This is a genomic window from Tolypothrix tenuis PCC 7101, assembly GCF_963874875.1.
In the GTDB taxonomy this organism is placed as follows: Bacteria; Cyanobacteriota; Cyanobacteriia; order Cyanobacteriales; family Nostocaceae; genus Aulosira; species Aulosira tenue.
In genome coordinates, this window is sequence record NZ_CAWNJS010000001.1 from 5,721,298 (window position 1) to 5,743,168 (window position 21,871).

Genomic DNA, 21,871 nt, shown 5'->3' on the forward strand with positions numbered 1-21,871 from the left:
CTCGCCCTCATCTCTTCCACACCATTCTTGCTGATGAAGTCGTCCATTCCCTTTCCCTCGTCTACCGTCCATTGTCCGGTGGCTATCTTGCACGTAGCACCAGCTTCAATGATAAGAGACGCTAGCTCGATGGATGCCTTGATGACATCCTTGTTCGTTGCTGCATCCGCATCGAACGCAATGATGAAATCCTTAATCCCGTACTTTATCTGTGACCGAATATCGTCGATGAGTACTTTTTTGCCGTCACTATCTTTCGTTCTACCCATCCAGACACCAGCGACCGACTCGACTGGCAACCCTTCACTCGCCGCCTTGATAGCTTTGAAGTGCCCCTCTGTTAAAACACGATATGCATGACCATAGGGAGATACTTCGCTCGGTGGTACTGATGGCGTAAATAATCCTGGGGTGCTACCAGTCGGGGATAAATACTTATTAGTTTTTCCGTTCTTACCTACTCGTGGTTCGTCTGGTCTAAACTGCTGACTGCGTGGGTGTTTGCCTATCAACCAACCCTTAGTGGGTTTACCATCCCATCGTTCGACACGCTGGCAGTTTGCCTCTATCCAACTAGCAGGAATATCGCGGTCATTAGCCAATTGGGTAACGTCTGCATCGTAACCCTGTACACGTCCAAAAAGGTCTGTTATAGTAGCCATATAGTTTTTATGTTTTGAATGTCACCCGCATCGCTTCATTGCATGGCGGGTGTTTTTACGTTTATCAGCCTAGCAACAAGTTTTTACATGGAAAAGCCTTAGCTAGGCTGGTGATGGGTTTACAAGCGACTAATACTAGTCACCAGTTACAGTCTTAATATCTATCCCAAGCGCTGATATCTTTTCCCTAATGCTTTCAGCAAGCAACTTAGCCTTGCTATAGCGCGGATTCTTGCTGATGTCCTTGTTGTTAATTTCCTGTTCCCATTGCTGAATCTCAGCATCTAACTCAGCCAGGAATAGGTACAAGTCATCTAACTTTGGGGCAATACTGGCGGGTACACGCACCTGCACGGTGTCTTCCCCATACTTCTTAGGTCTTCCGCCACCGGGGGCACGCTTGCCGCTTGTTGGCACTCCTCTAGGCATCTCTGAAATCTCCCACTAGTCGATAAATGTAAACCGATTGACAGTTAAGGCTCAACCGGGGAATTTTGCGATCGCGCTTTTTAGGAAACTATGGGAGCATCGCTCAAACCCTCTTCCTGTAAGCCTGTTCTTATTATTGTGACAAAATAAGAGAATGTCAAGAGGGACACGATGACGGATGACGATAGAAAGACACCTTTATTTTTTCGGGTGCCACACGCGATCGCTACATAGTACTCATGTACTATGTAGCGTCATTTAATATTCGTGTCATCAGTTGTCGTCCTTTCTGGTAGTCAGCGCCACGATACCCTAGTACATCTTTAATGATGCGAGTGTCACTGTATCCCGCATCTTTTAACGGGAGGATGGTACTTTTCAGCCCGCCTGTAACTGGTTTTTCTGGTTCTAAAAACTCTGGTGAATCATGTATATCAAGCGGTTCAGGAGTTTCGGTACTGGGTAAAACTGGTTTTTCGGGTACACGCACTATTACCGCTTTGTAACTGGTAAGGTCTGGCAGTTGGCATGGCTCGTCATCCACCATGCAGCGATACTTACCTGACTGTAGCCATTGCACCAAACCCTCATCTTTTAGACGCTTGGCATGATTTACCGCAAACTTACCCAAACGTATATAGCGGAAATTGGAGCGGATAGCGCCATCACCTTCTATCCCTAATGCTGTAACGCTATCGCTTTGTGACAGTGCAATGACGAATATCTTGGGTTTTCTTCCTCGCCTGGCAATCCTTCCTAACCACATTGGGGCAATATCGCATTCATCTTTTAGGACTGGGAACTCTTCAGCAATGATGCATAAATCTTTTCCTGTGTTTGCTTTGTCGCCATCTGTAGCGCGTGCCACAATGCGTTTTTGCATCTCTAGTAAGTCGTCGTTCATTGATGCGGAAATATCCGCAAAGTTTCCACCCTTTCCTATTACTTCCAATCCTTGCCACTCATCAATAGAAGCATCGGGGTCGTACACTTTCACTTGTGAATTACTCTGTTGCGCTAGCCATTGAGCAATTGTACTTTTACCTGTCCCAGTGTCACCGATGATTAAGCAGTGTTTACCAGCTATCGCTTCTAAAATGTTGACGGCTGTTGCCACGGCCACAGTAGAAAGTTTTTCTGTTTGTGATTCAACCGCTATGGCGGACAAGGGCATACCGTTGAGGGGCATTGCGTCATAAAAGCGCTCGAAATGCGCTAATGGGCTCAAACCTATTCGGGGGTTCGAATCCCCCCCTCTCCGTTTTAAATAGTTATCGTTCTAGACTATGGAAGTTAAAACTACAAGATTTTGCGGATGAAATTAATAAAACGATTCATGTATGCCATTTCCCTCCCGGCACCAGTAAATGGAATAAGATTGAGCATCGCTTGTTTTGCCACATTACTCAAAATTGGCGTGGTAGACCTTTAACTAGTTTGCAAGTCGTGATTAATTTAATTCGCAATACTACCACCCAACAAGGATTAGAAGTATAAGCTAGCTTAAATGAAAATCGTTACGAAACAGGAATCAAAGTTACAGACCAAGATTTTCATGCTATTGCTATTGAGCGCAACTCTTTTCGTGGTGAATGGAACTATGTAATTAAGCCCAGAATTCCTGCTTAATGGTTCAACTTATTTTTACATGAATCCTTAAGTAATTTACCAACAGATGAATTTCTACCTCAGCAGACTAGCAAACGCTCTAGCACTGCTTGTATTTTCATGAATGGCAGAAAATATGCTGAAAAAAGAAAAATTTTTGAACTCTAGCTAGATCTAAAAAATAAGAGTATTTACAGAGATGAAAATGTCAGAGAATTAGCTGAACTCATTAAATAATATAGTCTGATAAAACCGCTGATTGTTACACCAGACGGTACGATTATTAGTGGAAATAGGAGATGTAAAGGAAAATTTTTGGTATTCCTGTGAATTATAGGAGTACCAAAATTAATAATGTTGAGGGCAATAAAAAATCCACACCTGACCCGGTGGGTAGGTGTGGGTAGGTTATTCAACCACTGATGTTGAAGCTCCTTCAGCGGATGAAGGTACGCTAGGTAATTCAAGACAATATCCTGCTCCGTATACTGTCTTGATATAGCGGGGATGACGGGGATCTGGTTCGAGTTTGGTTCTTAAGTGACGAATATGAACTCGAATTGTCTCAATGTCATCGTCTGGATCGTAACCCCAAACTTCCCGCAGGATTTCGCTAGGAGAAACTGTCTGTCCGTGGCGTTGGAGCAAGCAATGAAGTAACTCAAATTCCAAGTGAGTCAGTTTGACTGTCTCATGAAACCAGATGGCCTCGAATCTTTCGGGAACGAGGGTAAGCGGGCCATAATTCAGAATTTCGCTGTGCTTTGCTGCTTGAGGAATACGATCGGTGCGCCGCAAAAGCGCTCGCACTCGTGCCAGCATTTCTTCCACTTCAAAGGGCTTGGTAAGGTAGTCATCAGCTCCAGCATTGAAGCCTTCTACCTTATCTTGTGTTTGGCTTAAAGCCGTCAACATTAACACGGGAATTTCAGCGGTGCGCTCGTCCCGACGCAGCCGTTGGCAAACAGTAAATCCATCTACCCTGGGCAACATCAAATCGAGCATGATCAAGTCTGGTTGTAGCTGGAGAGCTAGCGCTTGACCTTTTATTCCGTCTTCCGCTTGACTAACATCGTAGCCAGCCATTTCCAAGTTGACGGCAACGAGTTCTGAAATTGCTGGGTCATCGTCTATGACAAGAATCCTCGGCATTCTTAAAAAATTATTACTACTTATTAAGGATAAATAAGAACCTTTGGTAGATACAAAGATTTCTGTATTGATTATAAAAAAGATTTGAAATATAACATAAATCTTAAAATAAACAAGCTGAAGAAATCTCCCTCAATGTACACGAAATACTCTATATGATGTGTTACGCTCCCTACAATCCGCCTTGGTTCCTACAAAATGGTATAGCAATGACTGTATACACAGCTTTGTGGGGAAGTCGTTATTGGGAAAGTACAATTAAAAATCCCGAGCCGCAATATCATAAAACAGTTTTGACTGGTGGGCAAGGTGTACCAATTTTTTGTTGGGTAGCGATACCAAAAGATGCTCATAGTACGATTATTGGCACTTATGGTATTACAGGAGAATTAGGTACGCAATGGTTTTTAAGAATTTTAGGAAGTAAAGCTTACGCTGAAGGGTATGCTGTGGTGTTATTTGATTGGCGTGCTCATGGCAAGACAGCTGATTTGTCACCAACTTTAATGTCCGATGGGTTGTATGAGGGAGAAGATTTTGTCCGTCTAGCCGCCGCATCTGCTGCAATGGGATGTCCCAAGAAATTTTGGTTTGTGGGGTTTTCCTTAGGGGGACAATTGGCGCTGTGGGGTTTAAAAGCTGCTATGGAGCTAAATAGTAGCGATGAGGATTTAGGAATCACAGCCAGTGATATTGGCGGTAGTGCAGTTATTTGCCCAAATTTGGATTCTGCGCGATCGCTAGCTTATTTAGTTCAATATCCCTTTGGTAGGTATTTAGAGGCTAATATAGCCCGAAAATTAGAACAACTGGCATGGCAGATACATGATGCTCATCCTGGTAGTCTCGATCCAATGGCGATTAAACGGGCAAAGAGTATCTGGAATTTTGATCAGGAACTGGTAATTGAAAAATTAGGTTTTTCTTCTGTAGAAGCTTATTACCAAGCCAGCAGTCCTTTGCAGTTTCTACCACATCTCTCAAAACCCACATTGATTATCTATGCCGCTGATGACCCATTTTTTGACCCAAAAATTATTCCTGATTTAGAAGCGGCTTGTGCTAACAATTCAATGATAGATTTGATGCTCACACGCTATGGGGGACATATTGGCTACTTGAATAGTGCCAAAGGTCAGCTTCAAGCCCAAGATTCAGACCCTTGGTGGGCTTGGAATAGAGTTTTACACTGGATTGAGCAACAGCGGAAACAGCAGGATTAAGAGGTGAGAGGTGGTTAAAGCCAAAGGAAAAAATACAAAACCTTTCCCCTTTGACTCGTCTCCTGTGGAGACGCTACGCGTAGCTTGCTTAAGCGCAGGGGTACACCTTTTTCCAACTTCTGCAAGACGTATATTTTGATTGGGAACGCAAGTAGGAAGTTGTGTAAGCTAAAAACACAGCAGATTTCCAGTTATCCCACCATCTTATGCAGCAGTCAACTCAAGACAATAAACGCGATTTTCTCCGCCAGATTGTCACCCTAGTGGCAATTATTGGCGCTTTTGTAGTGAATATATTATCAAATATTTTTCCGCTAAATGGGCTGAGTATTGGGCAAATTTCCAATAATTTGTTCAAAAATGTCTTGATTATCCCTGCTAACTATGCATTCGCTATTTGGGGATTGATTTACCTTGGTTTATTTGCTTTTGGCATTTACCAATTTCTACCCAGCCAGAAATATGATTCTGATTTACGCAATACAGGATATTTCTTAGTAATTGCCTCTATTGCTCAAAGTATTTGGGTATACCTATTTCTGTCTAGGCTGTTTGTCTTTTCTGTTGTAGCAATGTTGTTGATTTTGCTACCTCTAATTGTGATATATCTGCGATTAAATATTGGTAACCAACTTGCATCTAGACAAAAAAAGTGGTTTATATACAAACCTATTAGCATTTATCTCAGTTGGATTAGTGTCGCAACTATTGTTAATGTTGCCTGTGCTTTATATTTTCAAGGTTGGAATGGTTGGGGTATTTCTGGGGAAATGTGGACTGCGATTTTGCTGTTCATAGCAACTGCAATTGCTGTAGTTATTGTTATGCAACGCCAAGACATTGCTTATACTGGAGTCACGGTATGGGCAATCTTAGCGATCGCCATCAAGCACTGGAATAATCCTCTACTTAGAAATGTGGCTTTAGCTTTGGTAATTGCCCTTGTCTTGATTACTATATTTAAGATTAGACGTAATTAAAGATAGGTGCATAAATGGGGCATGATTTTAATAGTTTTGTAGGATAAGCATCTTACCAGCGATTTATATTTATAAGGCAGGTAAGATGCATAACACAATAATTATCTATAAATTCAGCAATGCCGAAGTTTAATTAAACAGGTTTAGATACTGAACTGTAATATTTAGGTGCTGAAGCAAATTCTTCTGTAACTAAATCCTTGCCAGAAGAAAGTTATTACGGCTTTTGTCTTAGCTTAATTTTTTATTTTATTATCCTTATTGTTTTCTTAACCAGTCAGTGAATATATTGTTCAGACTAGTTGAGTCGGGTATATTTTAACTATTTGTTTTATCTAACTTATATTTCTCTTAATCTTGCACAGACAATATGATTAGCGATAGGGCAGTCATCAATATTCATGATAGTCAATGCTTTTGTGATAGATGCATTGCCTATATCAGCACAAATTTTTGCACGTAATTAGTTTAGTGATATCTCAATTATGGCGACAGAGTAGGCGCAGAGGAACAAAGAAATACAGATATTAGCGTGTGGTTTAAATACATGAAAAATGCTGTAAATAAACGATTTTCCAGATAGGAGAAAGGGTGCATCAACCTTTTCTAGATATTACTTATTTAATCGGTAAATCTTGCAATCATAAATTGAGGTTTTTCATGGCTAATACACCATTCGATACAACTCAACCCGCTCAAGTGAAGGGTTTGGGTGGTTATACTGTTAACCCCATCTTTACTGTTGGTGAAACCATAGATGGTTATACTCCACCAGGAATTCTCGATGGTGCAGGTGCTTATAAACTCAATGACAGCACCGTTCGAGTACTGGTTAACCACGAAGTAGCTAACAATGTGGGCTATGCTTATACCCTCAAAAGTGGCGCTTCTTTACCGGGCGCACGCATTAGCTATTTTGATATTGATAAGCGCACTCTGCAAATAGTGGATTCTGGTTTAGCTTTTGACACAATTTACAACCGTGCAGGGAAAGTTGTAGAGAAGGCTGCTGACTTAGAATTTGCAGGTCTTAACCGCTTTTGTTCCGCACAATTGGTAGAAGCGAATCAGTTTGGCGCTGGTTTGGGATTTAGCGATCGCATTTATTTTACTGGCGAAGAAACTGATGGTGGTACCCAGTTTGCCCTAGATACTGCTACTAATAAACTCTGGGCTGTACCTTGGATGGGTCGGGCGGCTTGGGAAAATGTCACCGAGCTGAACACAGGCCGCACTGATAAGGTAGCTTTATTAGTTGGTGACGATCGCGGCCCGGCTCCCTTAATTCTGTATGTTGGCGATAAGAATGCTAAGGGTGACGGTAGTTTCTTGGATCGCAATGGACTAGCTCAAGGTAAGCTTTACGTTTGGGTAGCTGATGATCCCGCAGATGCTTCTGACCCCATTGAAGCAGATGCAAGAGACTTTCAAGGTAGCGGAAAAAGTCGCGCTGGTAAGTTTGTGGAGATTGACTACTACCGCCCCGACTTAGCAAATACCGCCAAAGATGGTGCAGATGCAGATACCAGCATCCAGAATGAACTGGGTTATGATGCTCAAGGTTTTGCTACCCAAGCACAACAAGATGCACTGGCTAAGGAAGTCAAAGCTTTCTTATTCTCTCGTCCAGAAGATGTGTCCACTAACCCGGCTGATGGTACTCAAGCTGTATTGGCTTCTACTGGTCGTACTGGTTTATTTAATGATGCTGATACTTGGGGTACAACCTACAAAATTGATGTTGATTTTGGTAGCAACCAAATCACAGCTAAAATCGACATCCTCTATGACGGAAATGATGCAGGTAACAAAGATTTCGGTTTGCGTAGCCCCGACAACCTAGATTGGGCTGATAATGGCAAAATCTATATTCAAGAAGACCGCGCCATTGGTGCAGACTTATTTGGTGCAACTTCAAAACAAGAAGCCTCCATCTGGCGTATCGACCCCGCAGCTACTAACCCAGCCGCAACTGCAACTCGCGTCGCACAAATTGATCGTACTGCTGTACCCTCCGGTCAAACCGACTCTAGCCCCACAGATCTGGGTAACTGGGAATCTTCTGGTATCCTTGATGTTTCTGCACTGTTTGACTACGATCCCGGTGAACTACTACTTTTTGATGTGCAAGCGCACAGCCTTCGGGATGGTGCAATTATTAATGTTCCTGGTGTCGATACCAATAAAAATGGCAAGATTGAGCGTGAAGATAACCTGGTAGAAGGCGGTCAGCTAGCTTTCTTAATTGCTCCTAATGCTGTTCCCAAAGTTGAGTTAGTTGGGTTTGCTTCTCTCCCTGCTGATACCTTTGCTGAAGGCCCGGCTTCTGGTAAGGGAATTTCTGCCAATGGGAGAACCGGGCCTTTCTCTGGACAGCCAGTACAAGGTTTGAGTGGCGTACAATTCGCTAACAATAACTCTTTTTACTTCCTTTCAGATAATGGTTACGGTGCAAAAGATAACAGTGCAGATTTTCTGCTACGTATCCAACGTCTAGACCCGAATTTTAAGGGAGCCGAAAATGGCGATGGTAGCGTCAAGGTTTTAGACTTCATCCAACTTTCCGACCCAGATAAAAAGGTTCCTTTCAAAATTACTAATGAAGGAACTACAGAAAGATTGCTAACTGGTGCAGACTTTGATGTTGAGTCATTGATTGTTGATCAAGATGGTAGCTTCTGGATTGGAGATGAGTTTGGCCCCTACCTGCTACATTTTGATAGCACTGGTAAGTTGTTAGAAGCTCCCATTGCGACACCTGACGAATTCAAAACTCTAGATGGTAAAGCACCGAAAGTTCTAGGCCATAGAGGTGCAAGCGGTTTCCGTCCAGAGCATACCCTGGAGTCATATAAACTAGCTATTGAGCAAGGCGCTGATTTTATTGAGCCTGACTTAGTAGTGACTAAAGATGGTGTGTTAATTGCTCGTCATGAACCTGCTTTAGCAATTTTGAATGCTGATGGCACCTTAAATACCAGCAATACCACCACCAATGTAGCTGAGATTGCCAAATTTAGCGATCGCAAGAAAACAGTCACCCTGGATGGAACCAAAATTACAGGTTGGTTTGCTGAAGATTTCACCTTAGCGGAAATCAAAGAATTAAAAGCAATTGAGCGTCTATCTTTCCGCGATCAATCCTACAACGGTCAATTTGAGATTCCTACCTTAAAGGAAATCATTGACCTTGTTAAGGATGTGGAAGCTAAAACTGGTAAAAAGATTGGCATTTATCCAGAAACCAAACATCCAACTTACACTGCCAAAGAAGCTACCTATGTAGGGACTGATACCAAAATTAACCGGAATTTTGGTCAGATACTCATCGATACTTTGAAGGCAAATAACTTTACTGATCCTAACCGCATTTTCATTCAGTCTTTTGAAGTTGGCAACCTCAAAGAACTGCATGATGTCATCATGCCTAAAGCTGGGGTAGATATCCCACTTGTACAGCTACTTGATGCTAGTGACATTGATATCAACGGTAAATTGATTGAAAGTCAGCCTTATGACTTGAAAGTCAGTGGCGACAAACGCACATACGGCGATTTGCGAACCCCCGAAGGCTTGGCGGAAATAGCTAAATATGCTGATGGTATTGGCCCCTGGAAACGCATGATTGTCAGCGTCAAAGGTACTGATGCTAATGGTGATGGCAAAGCTGATGATGTCAACAAAGATGGCGTAGTTAATGATGCTGACAAAACAACTTTACCACCTACAACCTTAGTACAAGACGCTCATAAAGCGGGGTTACAAGTTCACCCTTACACCTTCCGCAATGAAAGTCAGTATCTAGCAGCAGATTACAAAGGTAATCCGGAACTAGAGTTTCAACAGTTCATTCAACTAGGTGTAGATGCCTTCTTTACCGACTTCCCAATCACAGGGGATAAGGTTAGAGACAAACTCAGCGACCCACAGAATAATTTAGTTCGTTCTCCCCAAAACCCCGATGTACTTTCTGGTAAAGCTTTTGCCAACTTAGGCGGCTCTAAAGGCTTTGAAGGCGGTACAATCAACGCTAGCCAAACAAAGCTCTATATGCTGTTAGAAGGAACAGTTCAGGGCGATCCAACTGGCGCTTTGCGGATTAACGAATTTGACATTGCTAGCCGTAAGTACACAGGTAAAGAACTCTACTACAAATTAAATAATCCGGCAAATGCGATCGGGGATTTCGCAGTTATTAATGACAATGAATACCTAGTCATTGAACGGGATAATAATCAAGGAGCCTCAGCTAAGTTCAAGCGGATCTATAAAGTAGACTTGTCTAAAACTGATGCTAATGGCTATGTCGAAAAAGTAGAAGTTGCAGACCTGTTAAATATCCAAGACCCCAACGACCTGAATGGAGATGGTAAAAAAACCTTTGACTTCCCATTCCAAACTATTGAAGATGTCTTAGTGATTGACAAAAATACCATTTTGGTAGCTAACGACAACAACTATCCCTTCTCTACAGGTCGTCCTGGGAACGATCCCAAAAATCCCATCATTGACAATAACGAAATTCTACTGCTGAAGTTGGATAAGCCGCTGAATTTGGCTCCTGGTGTAGGTCAGCCAAAAGCTGAAGAAATCAAGTTTGGTTCTAGCAACAGCGATGAGATTACCACCCAACCGAATCAAACCTTATTCACAGGTGATGGCGCGGATATTGTCACTGCCAACAAAGATAATAAAATCTTTACTGGAAATGGTGATGACATTGTCTTTACTGGTAGCGACGCTTCTATCTCTACTGGAGATGGTGACGACCAGGTTTTTGTCGGTGTCACTGGCCCTGCTAGCAATACTAATGCTAATGGCGGTGCAGGTAACGATGAAATTACAGTAGTAGAAGCCAAGGGTACTAATAACCTGTTTGGTGCTGCTGGTGCTGATACCCTCAAAGTGGTGGAAGGTTCTAGTCAATTGCTGTTTGGTGGTTCTGGTAACGACACCATCACCAGTAACGGTAAAAATAACCGCCTCTATGGTGGTTCCGGCGATGACAAACTTTTCTCTAATAGCAATGACACCATAGTTGGTGGCGATGGTGATGATGTGTTATTTGCTGGTGCTGGTGGTGGTAACCGCTTGACTGGTGGCGCTGGTGCTGATCAATTCTGGATTGCTAATGGTAGTCTCCCTACTAGCAAAAATATTGCTACTGACTTTACCCCAGGAGTTGATGTGATTGGATTGGGTGGTATTACACAAGCCAGTAAGTTCAGCGACTTAACCCTATTACAGCAAGGTAGTGATACTTTGGTGAAAGTAGGCAGTTCAGAGCTAGTTTCACTACTGGGAATTACATCTACTACTCTCACCGCCAGTAACTTTGCTTTTGCTGCTAGTGTGGTTTAATTTGCAAATGCAAATTAGGAGAAAAAATTAATTAGCAGTTATCTCAGATGTAATTCTTTTTCAGGCGAGGGAATACTACTTCCTCGCCATTTTCTATTTTATTAATCTCGTCTTCAAAAAACTTCAAGAAATTGTTAACGTTAACTTGTTGATAACCTTTCTTAAACTTTGAGCTATTATTTTTGGTATTTAGTAACCAAAATTACACCATATTATTTGTACACATTAATTTAGGAGATTCCAGAAAAATCATATTCCAAATTTATTAAAGGATGTGCATTTTACCATGTCCGGGAATATGTGCTGTGCAGCTTCATTCACCAAATGGATGATTTCTGGAAAAGCCTTGAATGTGGATTGAAAGCATTTTGTCGCCAATTACTACTTAAGTCTGGCTATCTAGTCAAAAAGTTGAAATTTGACATCGGGAGTTAGGAGTAATTAATAACTTAGTCCTATCAAGTTGTGTTACTAAAATTCTGAACAAACAGGGATATAAAAGTCAAAAATCTGCATTTATATCTGGCTATTACCCTAATTTGATGGAAAAATACACACAAAATATTGCTAGCTGATGTTAGCAATTAAATTTACTATGACACCTCACTAGGACTATAGTTAGCTACCCAATCTCCTGATGAATTGCAAAAACAAATACTTAAGGAGTATTAGGCATGGCTGATACAAACAGCAACGGTAGAAATGTCATCATTTTTGTTGCTGATGGTTTACGAAATGGTTCTGTAAACCCTACTGATACACCAACTTTATATAGCATCCGTCAGCAGGGAGTTAATTTTACTAACAGTCATTCCCTATTCCCTACATTTACAACTCCGAATGCTTCTGCGATCGCAACTGGACATTACCTCGGTGATACAGGCGATTTCAGCAACACTGTTTACACGGGCTTTCCTGCGGAGAACGCTAATGGTAGCGTGACTCCATTTATTGAAAATAACGCAGTTCTGGGGGATATAGACGAAAAGTTTCCTGGTAACAACTTCCTTGATGAAGAGTCGCTGTTAGCATACGCAAGGGCGCAAGGCTTTAATACCGCCGCCATTGGGAAGTTGGGGCCTGTTGCGATCCAAGATGTTACCCAAGTTAACCGTGAAGGTGGGACGAAGGGAAATATTCCCATTCCGCAAACAGTAATTATTGACGATCGCACTGGTGCAGCAGCTAGTACCACCACAGGTTCACCTCAAGCTGTCCCCCTCAATCCAGATATAGCTGCGCGGTTGACTGCGGCTGGTTTACCAACTACAACGCCTGGTAGAGGTGCTAATGGTAGTTCTGGTAATTACACCACTCCTGGAACTACGGTTGCGAATGTCACTCAACAACAGTTCTTCATTGATGCTACTACTAAAGCCGTTCTACCCAAATTCCAGCAAGATGGTAAACCATTTGCCTTAGTTTACTGGTCAAGAGACCCTGATGGTACTCAACATAATGAGGGTGATAGCTTAAATAGCTTAACTCCAGGTATCAATGGCCCAACTGCTAAAGCGGGAGTCAAGAATGCTGATGCTAACTTAAAGCAACTGCTGGATTACCTCAAGAGTACGGGTTTGGATCAGACTACAGATGTCTTTATTACTTCCGACCACGGTTTTTCTACTATCAGCAGACAGCTAATTGATAACGAAGGTACAAAAACCAATAGCTATGCTGCTACTCTCACTTACTCTGATGTTAATCCCGGATTTCTACCTGTTGGTTTTGTAGCGATTGATTTAGCCCATGACCTAGGACTACCTTTATATGATCCGGATAAAAATACAATCACGCCTCTAGACATCAATAATGTGCAGTATGCTGCTATTGATGCCACAAAAGGTCAACATCCTACATCTGGGAATGGTGTGATTGGTGGAAGTGGTAAGGTGACAAATGGCAAGATTGATCCAAACACAAAGTTAGTTGTAGCTGCTAATGGTGGGTCAGACTTGATCTATCTCCCGAATGGTGATGTAGCAACAGCCAAGCAGATAGTTGATTTACTCTCCCAAAAAGACTACATTAGCGGGATTTTTGTAGATGATGCTTTGGGAAATATTCCTGGTGCATTACCATTAAGTACTATTGGCTTAAAAGGAGATGCGAAAACGCCGACTCCTGCGATCGTCATCAATTTCAAAACCTTCAGTACAGATCCGAATAATCCCAATAATCCGCAAGCGCAAGTGGAGATTGCAGATACAACTTTACAGCAAGGACAAGGGATGCATGGCAGTTTTGGTCGTGGTGATACTTTCAATAATATGGAAGCGATCGGCCCTGACTTCAAAGCTGGTTATGTAGACTCTACGCCTGTGAGTAATGCTGATGTTGCACCCACACTAGCAAAAATTTTGGGGTTGAATATTCCTAGCAGTGGAGATTTGAAAGGACGCGTAATTACTGAAGCATTGGTAGGCGGGCCTGAAACAGTTGTCTCTACTAAAGGAACTTTAATTTCTGACGCTGCTGCTAACGGTCAAACAACAATCCTCAATTATCAAACTGTAGGTAATACTCAGTACTTTACAGCCGCAGGATTTAGCGATCGCACTGTGGGACTCCAGGGACTACCACCAGATATTCAATTTGGTTCTAGCAACAGCGATAATATCACTGCTAAACCAGGACAAATTTTATTTACAGGTGATGGCGCAGATACGGTAGATTCCACCAAAAACAACACAATCATTACTGGGAATGGTGATGATATTGTATTCGCAGGTAGTGATTCTTCTGTATCAACAGGCGATGGTAACGATCAAGTCTTTGTGGGTGTGACTGGCCCTGCTAGCAACACCAACGCTGATGGTGGTGCTGGTAACGACGAACTCACAATAGTGGAAGCGAACGGTAGCAATAAACTATTTGGTGCTGCTGGTGCTGATACCCTCAAAGTTGTGGAAGGTTCTGGTCAATTGCTGTTTGGTGGTTCTGGTAACGACACCATCACCAGTAACGGTAAAAATAACCGCCTCTATGGTGGTTCCGGCGATGACAAACTCTTTTCCAATAGCAATGACACCATAGTTGGTGGTGATGGCGATGATGTGTTATTTGCTGGTGCTGGCGGTGGTAACCGGTTGACTGGTGGCGCTGGTATCGATCAATTCTGGATTGCTAATGGTAGTCTACCTACTAGCAAAAACATTGTTACTGACTTTACCCCAGGAATTGATGTCATTGGATTAGGTGGTATTACACAAGCTAGTAAGTTCAGTGACTTGACGCTGTTACAACAAGGTAGTGATACTTTGGTGAAACTAGGAAGCACAGAATTAGTTTCTTTACTAGGAACTACAGCAAATACTCTCACAGCAAGTAACTTTGTGTTCGCTGCTAGTGTGGTTTAATTTGCATCTGCAAATCAAGATAAAAAATTAGTTAGAATTTATCTAAGCTGTACTTCTTTTTTCCTGGCGAGGGAATACTACTCCCTCGCATTTTCATGTTTTATTAACCTTATCTTAATATAAAAAAATTGAACAAATGTCTATCAATAATTGCTGGATAGAGATGAGAGGTTAAAGAATAATTAACTGGCGCTAATTTTTTAGATAATGTAACAGGTTTATTCTGTAGATTGAATATCTTTTGAGATTATCGGTTTGTCAAAACTGGAATTTTCTTGGCTTAACTTTTTGATAACCTTGCTGAAAGATTAGATACCCGAATTACCTCTTGCAGTGATTTGCTGTTTTCTCCTTTGATAACTGGGGATGGTTTTGCGATCGCCTGCAACGGTAAACATCTCAATCAACGTCGGGTAAGGCTGATGTTGACGTTGTGAGGAGTGCCTATATCATTAATATTGCTATTTGACTATAAAAGCATTTAGATAGAAGTATTAAATGTTATGTCGCTTTTACCGTTGGCTATTGATACTTTATACAAAGTAGAAAATACTGAGTTATCTTCATTCCCCCAAGTGACATTCAACCCCCTGGCAGCAAATAACTTTACATTGACAGCTTAAAATTTGTTACAAAAAAAATTAATTAAGTTGTAATAATATCACCCAGAAGCGAGGGTATCAGTTTCTCAGCTTTTGGATCGATGAATAATTAAATTTTATGAATACAACACATTACTGAGTCACCCCTCATAAATCCTATCTAGCAACAGCTTTACCTGCAAAATTGCACAATATCCAGCCTAAATTATCAAATTCTCACAGGATCTATAATGGAATTTCTAAGTATGCCAATGTATCGTTTTTAGGCGAATTGTAGCGCCTATGTAATGGTCAACATTAGCTAACTAGAGGTGATAAAATAAACCTGCTTTCCCAAAATACACCTAAGTAAAAATATAATCATGATTATTAACGGTACTGCCAATCCAGATAAATTATTTGGCAATATTAATGACCAAGTATTTGGCCTTGAAGGAAATGACACATTAGATGCTGCGGATGGACAAGGGGGTAATACCCTTGATGGTGGGCCTGGTAACGATGAACTTTATGGAAACACTAAAGACACTCTCAAAGGTGGTGCTGGCGAAGACAGCTTATATGCTGTTGAGATTGGAGGCTTAAATAGCCTTGATGGGGGAGATGACAACGATGAGCTGACTATCGTGGAGGGCAACAATAATACACTGGAGGGTGCCCTTGGAGACGATACGCTGCGGATTATTGAGGGCAGTTTTAACCTTCTCCGAGGAGGCGCTGGTAATGACAGATTATATGCATCCAGTGTTTCCGGTAATAACACCCTAGAAGGTGGCGATGGTAATGATTCCCTCTATGCTGGCAAAAAAGGTAGCCAATTTACAGGCGGTGCGGGCAATGATATCTTTTACCTGACTAGTCAAGGTGTTCCCGATGTTCCTGTAGAAGTCTTCGACTTTACCAAGGGTGAAGATAAAATCCAGATTACCGCCATCGACGAAGTTAAGAGTTTTCAAGACTTAAAAATAGAGCAGATTTTAGTAAATGGGCAACCAGGGCCAGATACAGTAATTAAAGCTACGATCAATGGTGCATTAAAAGATTTGGGCATTTTAAGAAATGTCCAAGCCAATACTCTGACTGCAAGCGACTTTGATTTATCCGTGGCGATTTTCTCTATTACTAATGCTTCAGCTGGAGAAGGAAATGCGATCGCTTTCACTGTGACTCGCTTTGCAGGTACACAACTTGAGCAAAGCGTTACTGTATCTACATCGAAAAAAACAGGGGATACAGCCAGTGACACAGACTTTAAAGCAAAGACGGAAACCCTCACCTTTAAAGCAGGAGAAACCCAAAAAACCTTTACAGTTGAGACAATACAGGACTCCTTGGTAGAAAAAGATGAAACTTTCAACGTAACTTTAAGCAATCCCACCAATCAAGCCATCGTTAGTTCTACTCAAGGTACAGCGCAAGGAACCATTATCGATGACGATAAAAAATCTTTAGAGTGTACGACTGATGGTGATGTCTTTACCATCAGAGGCGAGGGTGAGAAAGCCAGATTGAAAGTCAATCTCACAGGCTACAGTTCTAAATATGTCAACGAACTTGGAGTATTTGTTGTTGATGATACTCAAGGGAAAATTAACGGAATTGCGCCAGGTGCAGCAGGTTATGCTGAAGCTGCTTTAGCGCGTGCTAAAGTAATTTTCTCTGCGATCGCCAATCGTCCCAATGGTTTTAATATCAACAACATCAAGAGCTTATTAGAATTTAGTTCTGGTGAGAATATCAGATTCTATTTAGTAAAAAACGGCACCATTGATGGTGTGAAAAATGGTAAGAATTCGATTGCAGATATACTATTTTCTGGTAGTACAAGCCAAAAAATTACAGACTTAGGCTCTAATAGTTTTTCTCTTGCTTGGCAAGATGGTTCTGGTAGTAGCACTACTAGTTTCCAAGATTTGATTGTCCAGATTCAAACAACAAATGAATCCCTATCTTTAGGTACAAGTCAGCAAAGCCAGTCTCAAGGCGAATGTATTGATTTACGCAGTGTCACCCAACAAGTCAAAGCTAGCTTTGAGCTGCATCGAGAAGCTAAATTTAACAACTATATTGGTTTCTTTAAAGCGGTTGATGAAAAAGGTGGCATTGATACCAATGGCGACGGTAAAGCAGATTTACTACCCGGACAAGCTGGTTATACTCAAGCTGCTATTGGTGGCAGAGTTGGAGGCATTGACTTAACAGTTGATAACCAAGGTACAGCTACTTTTAGTGGCAGTTTTCAAGGTGGTTCTGTCTTTGTACCATTTATTATTGTTGATGGCAAAATTGACGCATTTTTAGATAATGATGCCAATAACGATCCAGCAATTTACTTCCCATTCTTGGGTGCTAACTCTGATAAAGTTGACCATATTCGTCTATTAGGAAATAACACCTTTGGCTTTGAAGATTTAGCAAATGGCGGCGATATGGATTACAACGATGTCATCGTCAAAGTTGATTTGACTATCGCGTAATAAATTTTCTCAAACTATGGTGTGGCGGGCAAATTGCCCGCCATATTTATATATAAGTTTACGTAGGGTGTGTTGTCGCCAAGCGCCGCACCAAAACCCAGAATCCTAGCGTAGCGAGCCTTAAATGTTGCAATAGAAATTAGTTGTATCCGCTTTCATCTGCGGGTAATTTTTTCTAATCTAACCCACTATTTTAGTTTAGACACACCACTACTAGCGTGTCTAGACTAAAATAGTGCATTGCTCAAACTCTTGTGGGATGGGCATCTTGCCCGTCCTGGGCGGACAAGATGTCCACCCCACAAGAAAATTATATTGCCATATTTTAGTCTTGTCAGTCCACTACTGGTCTGAATGCAATCAGAAAAGTAGGTAATTTCTGCGGCAAACTGGTCGCCAGCAGCCTAAGATTGTGCTTCTATTTCATTATTAATAATAATTTGCTGCTTCAGTTCTCCTTTTTTAAAGTTAAAAATTTCCAGTCTTAGCTTCATCCTCCTACCGATTGATTCAGGTAGCTGCTATCATTTTGGCTTTTGCTTTGAGATTATCAATGCTGCTCTGCGCCAGCATCAGTTTTAATCTATGCATTAAATTTATTTTTACCAATATTAATAAAATTTTGTCAGTATCAATAACCAGATTGTTGTTAATTAGTGAAAAAATTAGTCTCTAGATAGATGCTTGACTATCTAAAGGGTTGAAGATATATAATTCTCCCTTTATTAGAATTGTAAAAATAGAAATCTCACACCACAGGAGTTTTGATGAGTTTACCAATTAAAGAAATTATATTAGCGCCAGGGGAAGGCAATCATCTAATAATAGGTGACAGCGAAGTCACATTCAAAGTTGTTGGGACTGATACTAACGGTCACTTGGGATTGTTTGAAAACTTGATACAACCAGGAGGAACCGCACCCATACTGCATATTCATCGCCAGATGGAAGAAATGTTTTATGTTCTAGAAGGAGAAGTGGAAATTATAGTTGGCGATCAAACAATACAGGGTCTACCAGGAGCTTTTGTATTAGTTCCTCCAAGAACTCCTCATACATTTAGCAATCGAGGAAACAGACCTGCAAAGTTATTAATTATGTTTTGTCCCGCAGGGGAACGCGAAAAGTATTTTGAGGGTTTAGCCAAACTGCTTAAGGAAGGACAACCAACGGATAAAGACGCTCTCCTACAATTGATGCAACAATTTGACCAAGAGCCAGTAGAGAGTTAATAATAATAATTCAAAATTCAAAATTAAAAATTAAAAATTAAAAATTAAGAAAGCCAGATTGGCGTGGGGTTGGAAGTTTACATCTTTTGCTGAAGTTATTGAAAAAATTTTAGTCAGCCGTAATGCACGAAAAGCTTTGCTGTTGATGCCGTACTCTCGCTGCTAGCGCATCCTACTAATTGCGATCGCCAGTGTTCAAAATCTCCAAAATCGCACCCACAATGATTTCAGGTTGGTCTATCCAAACAAAATGACCACTTTTATCAGCCTGAATTTGTACGCATTTTGTAGATAGATTAAGGATTTCGCTATGCATCTGCTCTCTTAATTTATTAGCAGCCTTTATAGGTAAAAACATAACCCAAAAAGAAGGATGGAAGAAAGTCTTGGCTTTAATACTCACTATAGGTAAAGCATCAAAGTAATTAGCTAGTTCAACCTGGCGGCTACTAATATCTAAATTTAATATTTCCCGACTCATAGTTATCCAGTGTTTGGGACGGCAGAAAGAACGCTTGACTGGTTTTAAAATCAATTTAGGAAATTTAATTAACTCGCGTTTGATTAACTCAAATACCCCCAAGTCTTTGAGTAAGCGTACAATACCCAGAATGGAACCAATAAAGGACATCACAAAACCCGATAAAAAAAACAGTTTCAAAATCTGTAAATGTATAGGCATTTTCAGCATCGCCGTTTCGTGAAGTCCATCGGTAAGTACCATTCCCATAACTTTTTCGGGAAAGTATTGTGCATATAGCCGCACGTTGTAGCTACCGAAAGAATTTCCTACCAAAATATAGGGTGGCTGAATATCTGCTTGAGTAAGTAAATAATCTAATTCTGCAACCATTTGGGCACTAGTGCGCGGATATGGACTATGATCACTCCAACCATATCCAGCGCGATCGTAGATGCAAACTCTTGTATGCTTGGCTATCTCTGGTAGCAGTAAATAACCCTCTAATCCGCCTAAACTGTGTTCTACAATCACTGTAGGGCCGGATTCGCCCGCAGTGTAAAGGTGCAAGCTATAACCACCCACATCAATCAGTTTACCTGGTGGGGGTTGGCGATTGTCCATTAAGCAAGCGATCGCACCATAGCAAGTTGTAGCCAACAGCAAAATACTGTTGAAAGATGATAGCATTGTTTAAATATTTAGTCTTGTTAGTTCTTTAACCAGCGCCAATTATAACGGTTCCACTCGTAAATTCCTTGAATTTCATATTCAGCACCGTTATGGAAGCGGACGACGCAATTGCTAACGAAATCATCGCCATTCTTCATTTCATCAACTTGCAAGACTACGCAGGAATACCATTCTCGCTTACAAGGGCCATCGTCTTGTACCCATTCCCATAAAGCATTGGAAATTTCAATGCGATCGCCTACTCTCAGCCTTAGTGCATCTTCAGAATAAGTATATTTTTCAAAATGATATGGTTGAACGCGATTTAGCCACTGTACGCCGTAGCGTTCGCGGATAAATTGTACTTCTCCAGAGTCGTTCTCGTGCAACCAATCGTTAAGTAATTTTGTTTTCCAAATTTTGTCTTCTGCTTCTTGTGTTCTCACAAACTGCAAAAATGCAGTCAATTCCTCTGAAGTCAGCTCATCCAAGGGATTAGCAATCTCTAACACCCCAAATTTAGAATTCCCTTGGATTTTCTCTACCACTTGCAGTAATATCTGTTTTTGCGTATCAGTGAGAGGACAGCTGGCTGCATCACAACTTTTAAAGGCTGCTTGCAAAGCTGCTTTAATCTCATCCGGAGTCATAAGTTAATAGCAAGTTAAGGGTTGTTTTCCCTAATTATTACAAAAGTGAAATGCAACTCTCCAATATCTTTGGTAAGGAAATTCAGGTAAGCTGGGGTTAAAAACAGTTTTAGTTACCAAGTCTTGAATTATTCAGTAGTGCAGAGTCGCCCTATAACTATGAGAGTTTAGCAATGCTAAACCCTTAAGGGTATGGACTAAAAATCAGTACTAATGTGCTTTGTTTTACCTAATAGCCAAACCTACTGAAGCAATAAATTCTGCCTTTGGTATCAATGTTACGGAGATTTCGTTACAACTATTTTTAGATATGAAAAATAACAGCCGCATCACTTCTGGGTTTCATTTGCTAACTTTAGGTCAGCTAAACTCCTCTTTGTTCAAGGAATTAATTGCACGCCTAGTAACTGTGTGCTTAAAACCAATTAAGGTAATATTTATTTCTTGCCTTTTGGGAGCTTTATTATTGGTGTTGACTCCCCCGGCGTTAGCGCTGACACAAATTAAATTATTCGATATTTCTTATCAGGATTGTCCGCCAGAATTAGCAGAAGGTGCTGTTATTAGTAGCGGTTCTGCAGCAGCTAACTGTTTTATTGTCACTGGCAAAGCCGAGAATGGTACTTATAAAACCGTCTACGATGCAGATATTTTTGGACGCATCTATGATGCTAACAACGACTCTGTACTACAAAACCGTACGCGTTTGGGATCTATTCCCGAAATTCCCCCAGGTGTGAGCGATTTTGAATTCAGAATCTCTGTACCTGCAAATCAACCTACTCCATTAAAGCTGAAGCAGTTTAAGGCTGCTGGGTTTAGCGGCCAGGTGCGGAAATAATATTTTGTCTGGTTAAGAACACGCGGAAGTCCACAGCCTCAATATACCCATAGGGTAAGCATAGGGAGCAGACGGCGACGAAGTATTTAACTTGTAGGGTGGGCACTAGATATCATTAGGGTTTAAACGAAAGATATCAAGGTGCCCTCCAAACTACCAAAGT

The 21,871-nt window shown here is 41.2% G+C and carries 13 protein-coding genes and 1 pseudogene (1 of these 14 cut by a window edge); 8 read left to right on the forward strand and 6 right to left on the reverse strand.

Annotated elements, in window-relative coordinates; translation table 11 throughout:
- The 3 genes from AACU25_RS22565 to AACU25_RS22575 form a co-directional block, all read right to left on the reverse strand.
- Positions 1-662: the beginning of a VapE domain-containing protein gene (locus tag AACU25_RS22565; RefSeq protein ID WP_096579464.1), read on the reverse strand. Its footprint begins 1,711 nt before the window's first position; the window shows 662 of its 2,373 coding nt (coding positions 1-662); the start codon lies at positions 660-662; its stop codon lies off the left edge, out of view.
- 135 nt (positions 663-797) lie between these two features.
- A complete protein-coding gene (locus AACU25_RS22570; protein ID WP_096579466.1) occupies positions 798-1,091 on the reverse strand; it encodes a hypothetical protein in 294 nt (97 codons plus the stop codon).
- 244 nt (positions 1,092-1,335) lie between these two features.
- Complete coding sequence (locus AACU25_RS22575) at positions 1,336-2,265, reverse strand: P-loop NTPase family protein (protein WP_096579468.1); 930 nt, start codon at positions 2,263-2,265, stop codon at positions 1,336-1,338.
- 92 nt (positions 2,266-2,357) lie between these two features.
- Here AACU25_RS22575 and AACU25_RS22580 point away from each other — a divergent pair.
- Positions 2,358-2,720, forward strand: a pseudogene (locus AACU25_RS22580) (ISAzo13-like element transposase-related protein); the annotation flags it as partial.
- A 387-nt stretch (positions 2,721-3,107) separates the two neighbouring features.
- Here the strand turns inward: AACU25_RS22580 and AACU25_RS22585 are convergent.
- On the reverse strand, positions 3,108-3,851 hold the full coding sequence (locus AACU25_RS22585) for a response regulator transcription factor (RefSeq protein WP_045873179.1): 744 nt from the start codon (positions 3,849-3,851) through the stop codon (positions 3,108-3,110).
- 155 nt (positions 3,852-4,006) lie between these two features.
- Between AACU25_RS22585 and AACU25_RS22590 the strand changes: the two genes are divergently transcribed.
- The 6 genes from AACU25_RS22590 (at position 4,007) to AACU25_RS22615 (ending at position 19,085) form a co-directional block, all read left to right on the forward strand.
- Positions 4,007-5,074, forward strand: coding sequence for a YheT family hydrolase (locus tag AACU25_RS22590; RefSeq protein WP_190445926.1), 1,068 nt, complete (start codon positions 4,007-4,009; stop codon positions 5,072-5,074).
- A gap of 206 nt (positions 5,075-5,280) precedes the next feature.
- Entirely contained in the window at positions 5,281-6,054 is a 774-nt protein-coding gene (locus tag AACU25_RS22595) for a hypothetical protein (RefSeq protein ID WP_096579472.1), read from the forward strand.
- Between the two features lie 660 nt (positions 6,055-6,714).
- Positions 6,715-11,415 carry an esterase-like activity of phytase family protein gene (locus AACU25_RS22600; protein WP_190445925.1) on the forward strand — a complete coding sequence of 1,567 codons (4,701 nt, stop codon included), beginning with the start codon at positions 6,715-6,717 and terminating at the stop codon, positions 11,413-11,415.
- A 674-nt stretch (positions 11,416-12,089) separates the two neighbouring features.
- Positions 12,090-14,774, forward strand: coding sequence for an alkaline phosphatase family protein (locus tag AACU25_RS22605; RefSeq protein ID WP_096579474.1), 2,685 nt, complete (start codon positions 12,090-12,092; stop codon positions 14,772-14,774).
- Positions 14,775-15,738: 964 nt separating this feature from the next.
- Positions 15,739-17,853: a DUF4114 domain-containing protein gene (locus tag AACU25_RS22610; RefSeq protein WP_096579476.1), complete on the forward strand. Its 2,115-nt coding sequence runs from the start codon at positions 15,739-15,741 to the stop codon at positions 17,851-17,853.
- Between the two features lie 767 nt (positions 17,854-18,620).
- Entirely contained in the window at positions 18,621-19,085 is a 465-nt protein-coding gene (locus AACU25_RS22615; protein ID WP_096579478.1) for a cupin domain-containing protein, read from the forward strand.
- A gap of 175 nt (positions 19,086-19,260) precedes the next feature.
- On the opposite strand, the gene AACU25_RS22620 is transcribed toward AACU25_RS22615, so the two are convergent.
- Both AACU25_RS22620 and AACU25_RS22625 read right to left on the reverse strand, forming a co-directional pair.
- Positions 19,261-20,235, reverse strand: coding sequence for an alpha/beta fold hydrolase (locus AACU25_RS22620; RefSeq protein WP_096579480.1), 975 nt, complete (start codon positions 20,233-20,235; stop codon positions 19,261-19,263).
- A 20-nt stretch (positions 20,236-20,255) separates the two neighbouring features.
- On the reverse strand, positions 20,256-20,867 hold the full coding sequence (locus tag AACU25_RS22625; protein WP_096579482.1) for a hypothetical protein: 612 nt from the start codon (positions 20,865-20,867) through the stop codon (positions 20,256-20,258).
- Positions 20,868-21,276: 409 nt separating this feature from the next.
- On the opposite strand from AACU25_RS22625, the gene AACU25_RS22630 reads away from it, so the two are divergent.
- Positions 21,277-21,708 (forward strand): biotin carboxylase, encoded by a 432-nt coding sequence (locus tag AACU25_RS22630; protein ID WP_096583948.1) that lies wholly within the window; start codon positions 21,277-21,279, stop codon positions 21,706-21,708.
- Positions 21,709-21,871: the final 163 nt, after the last annotated feature.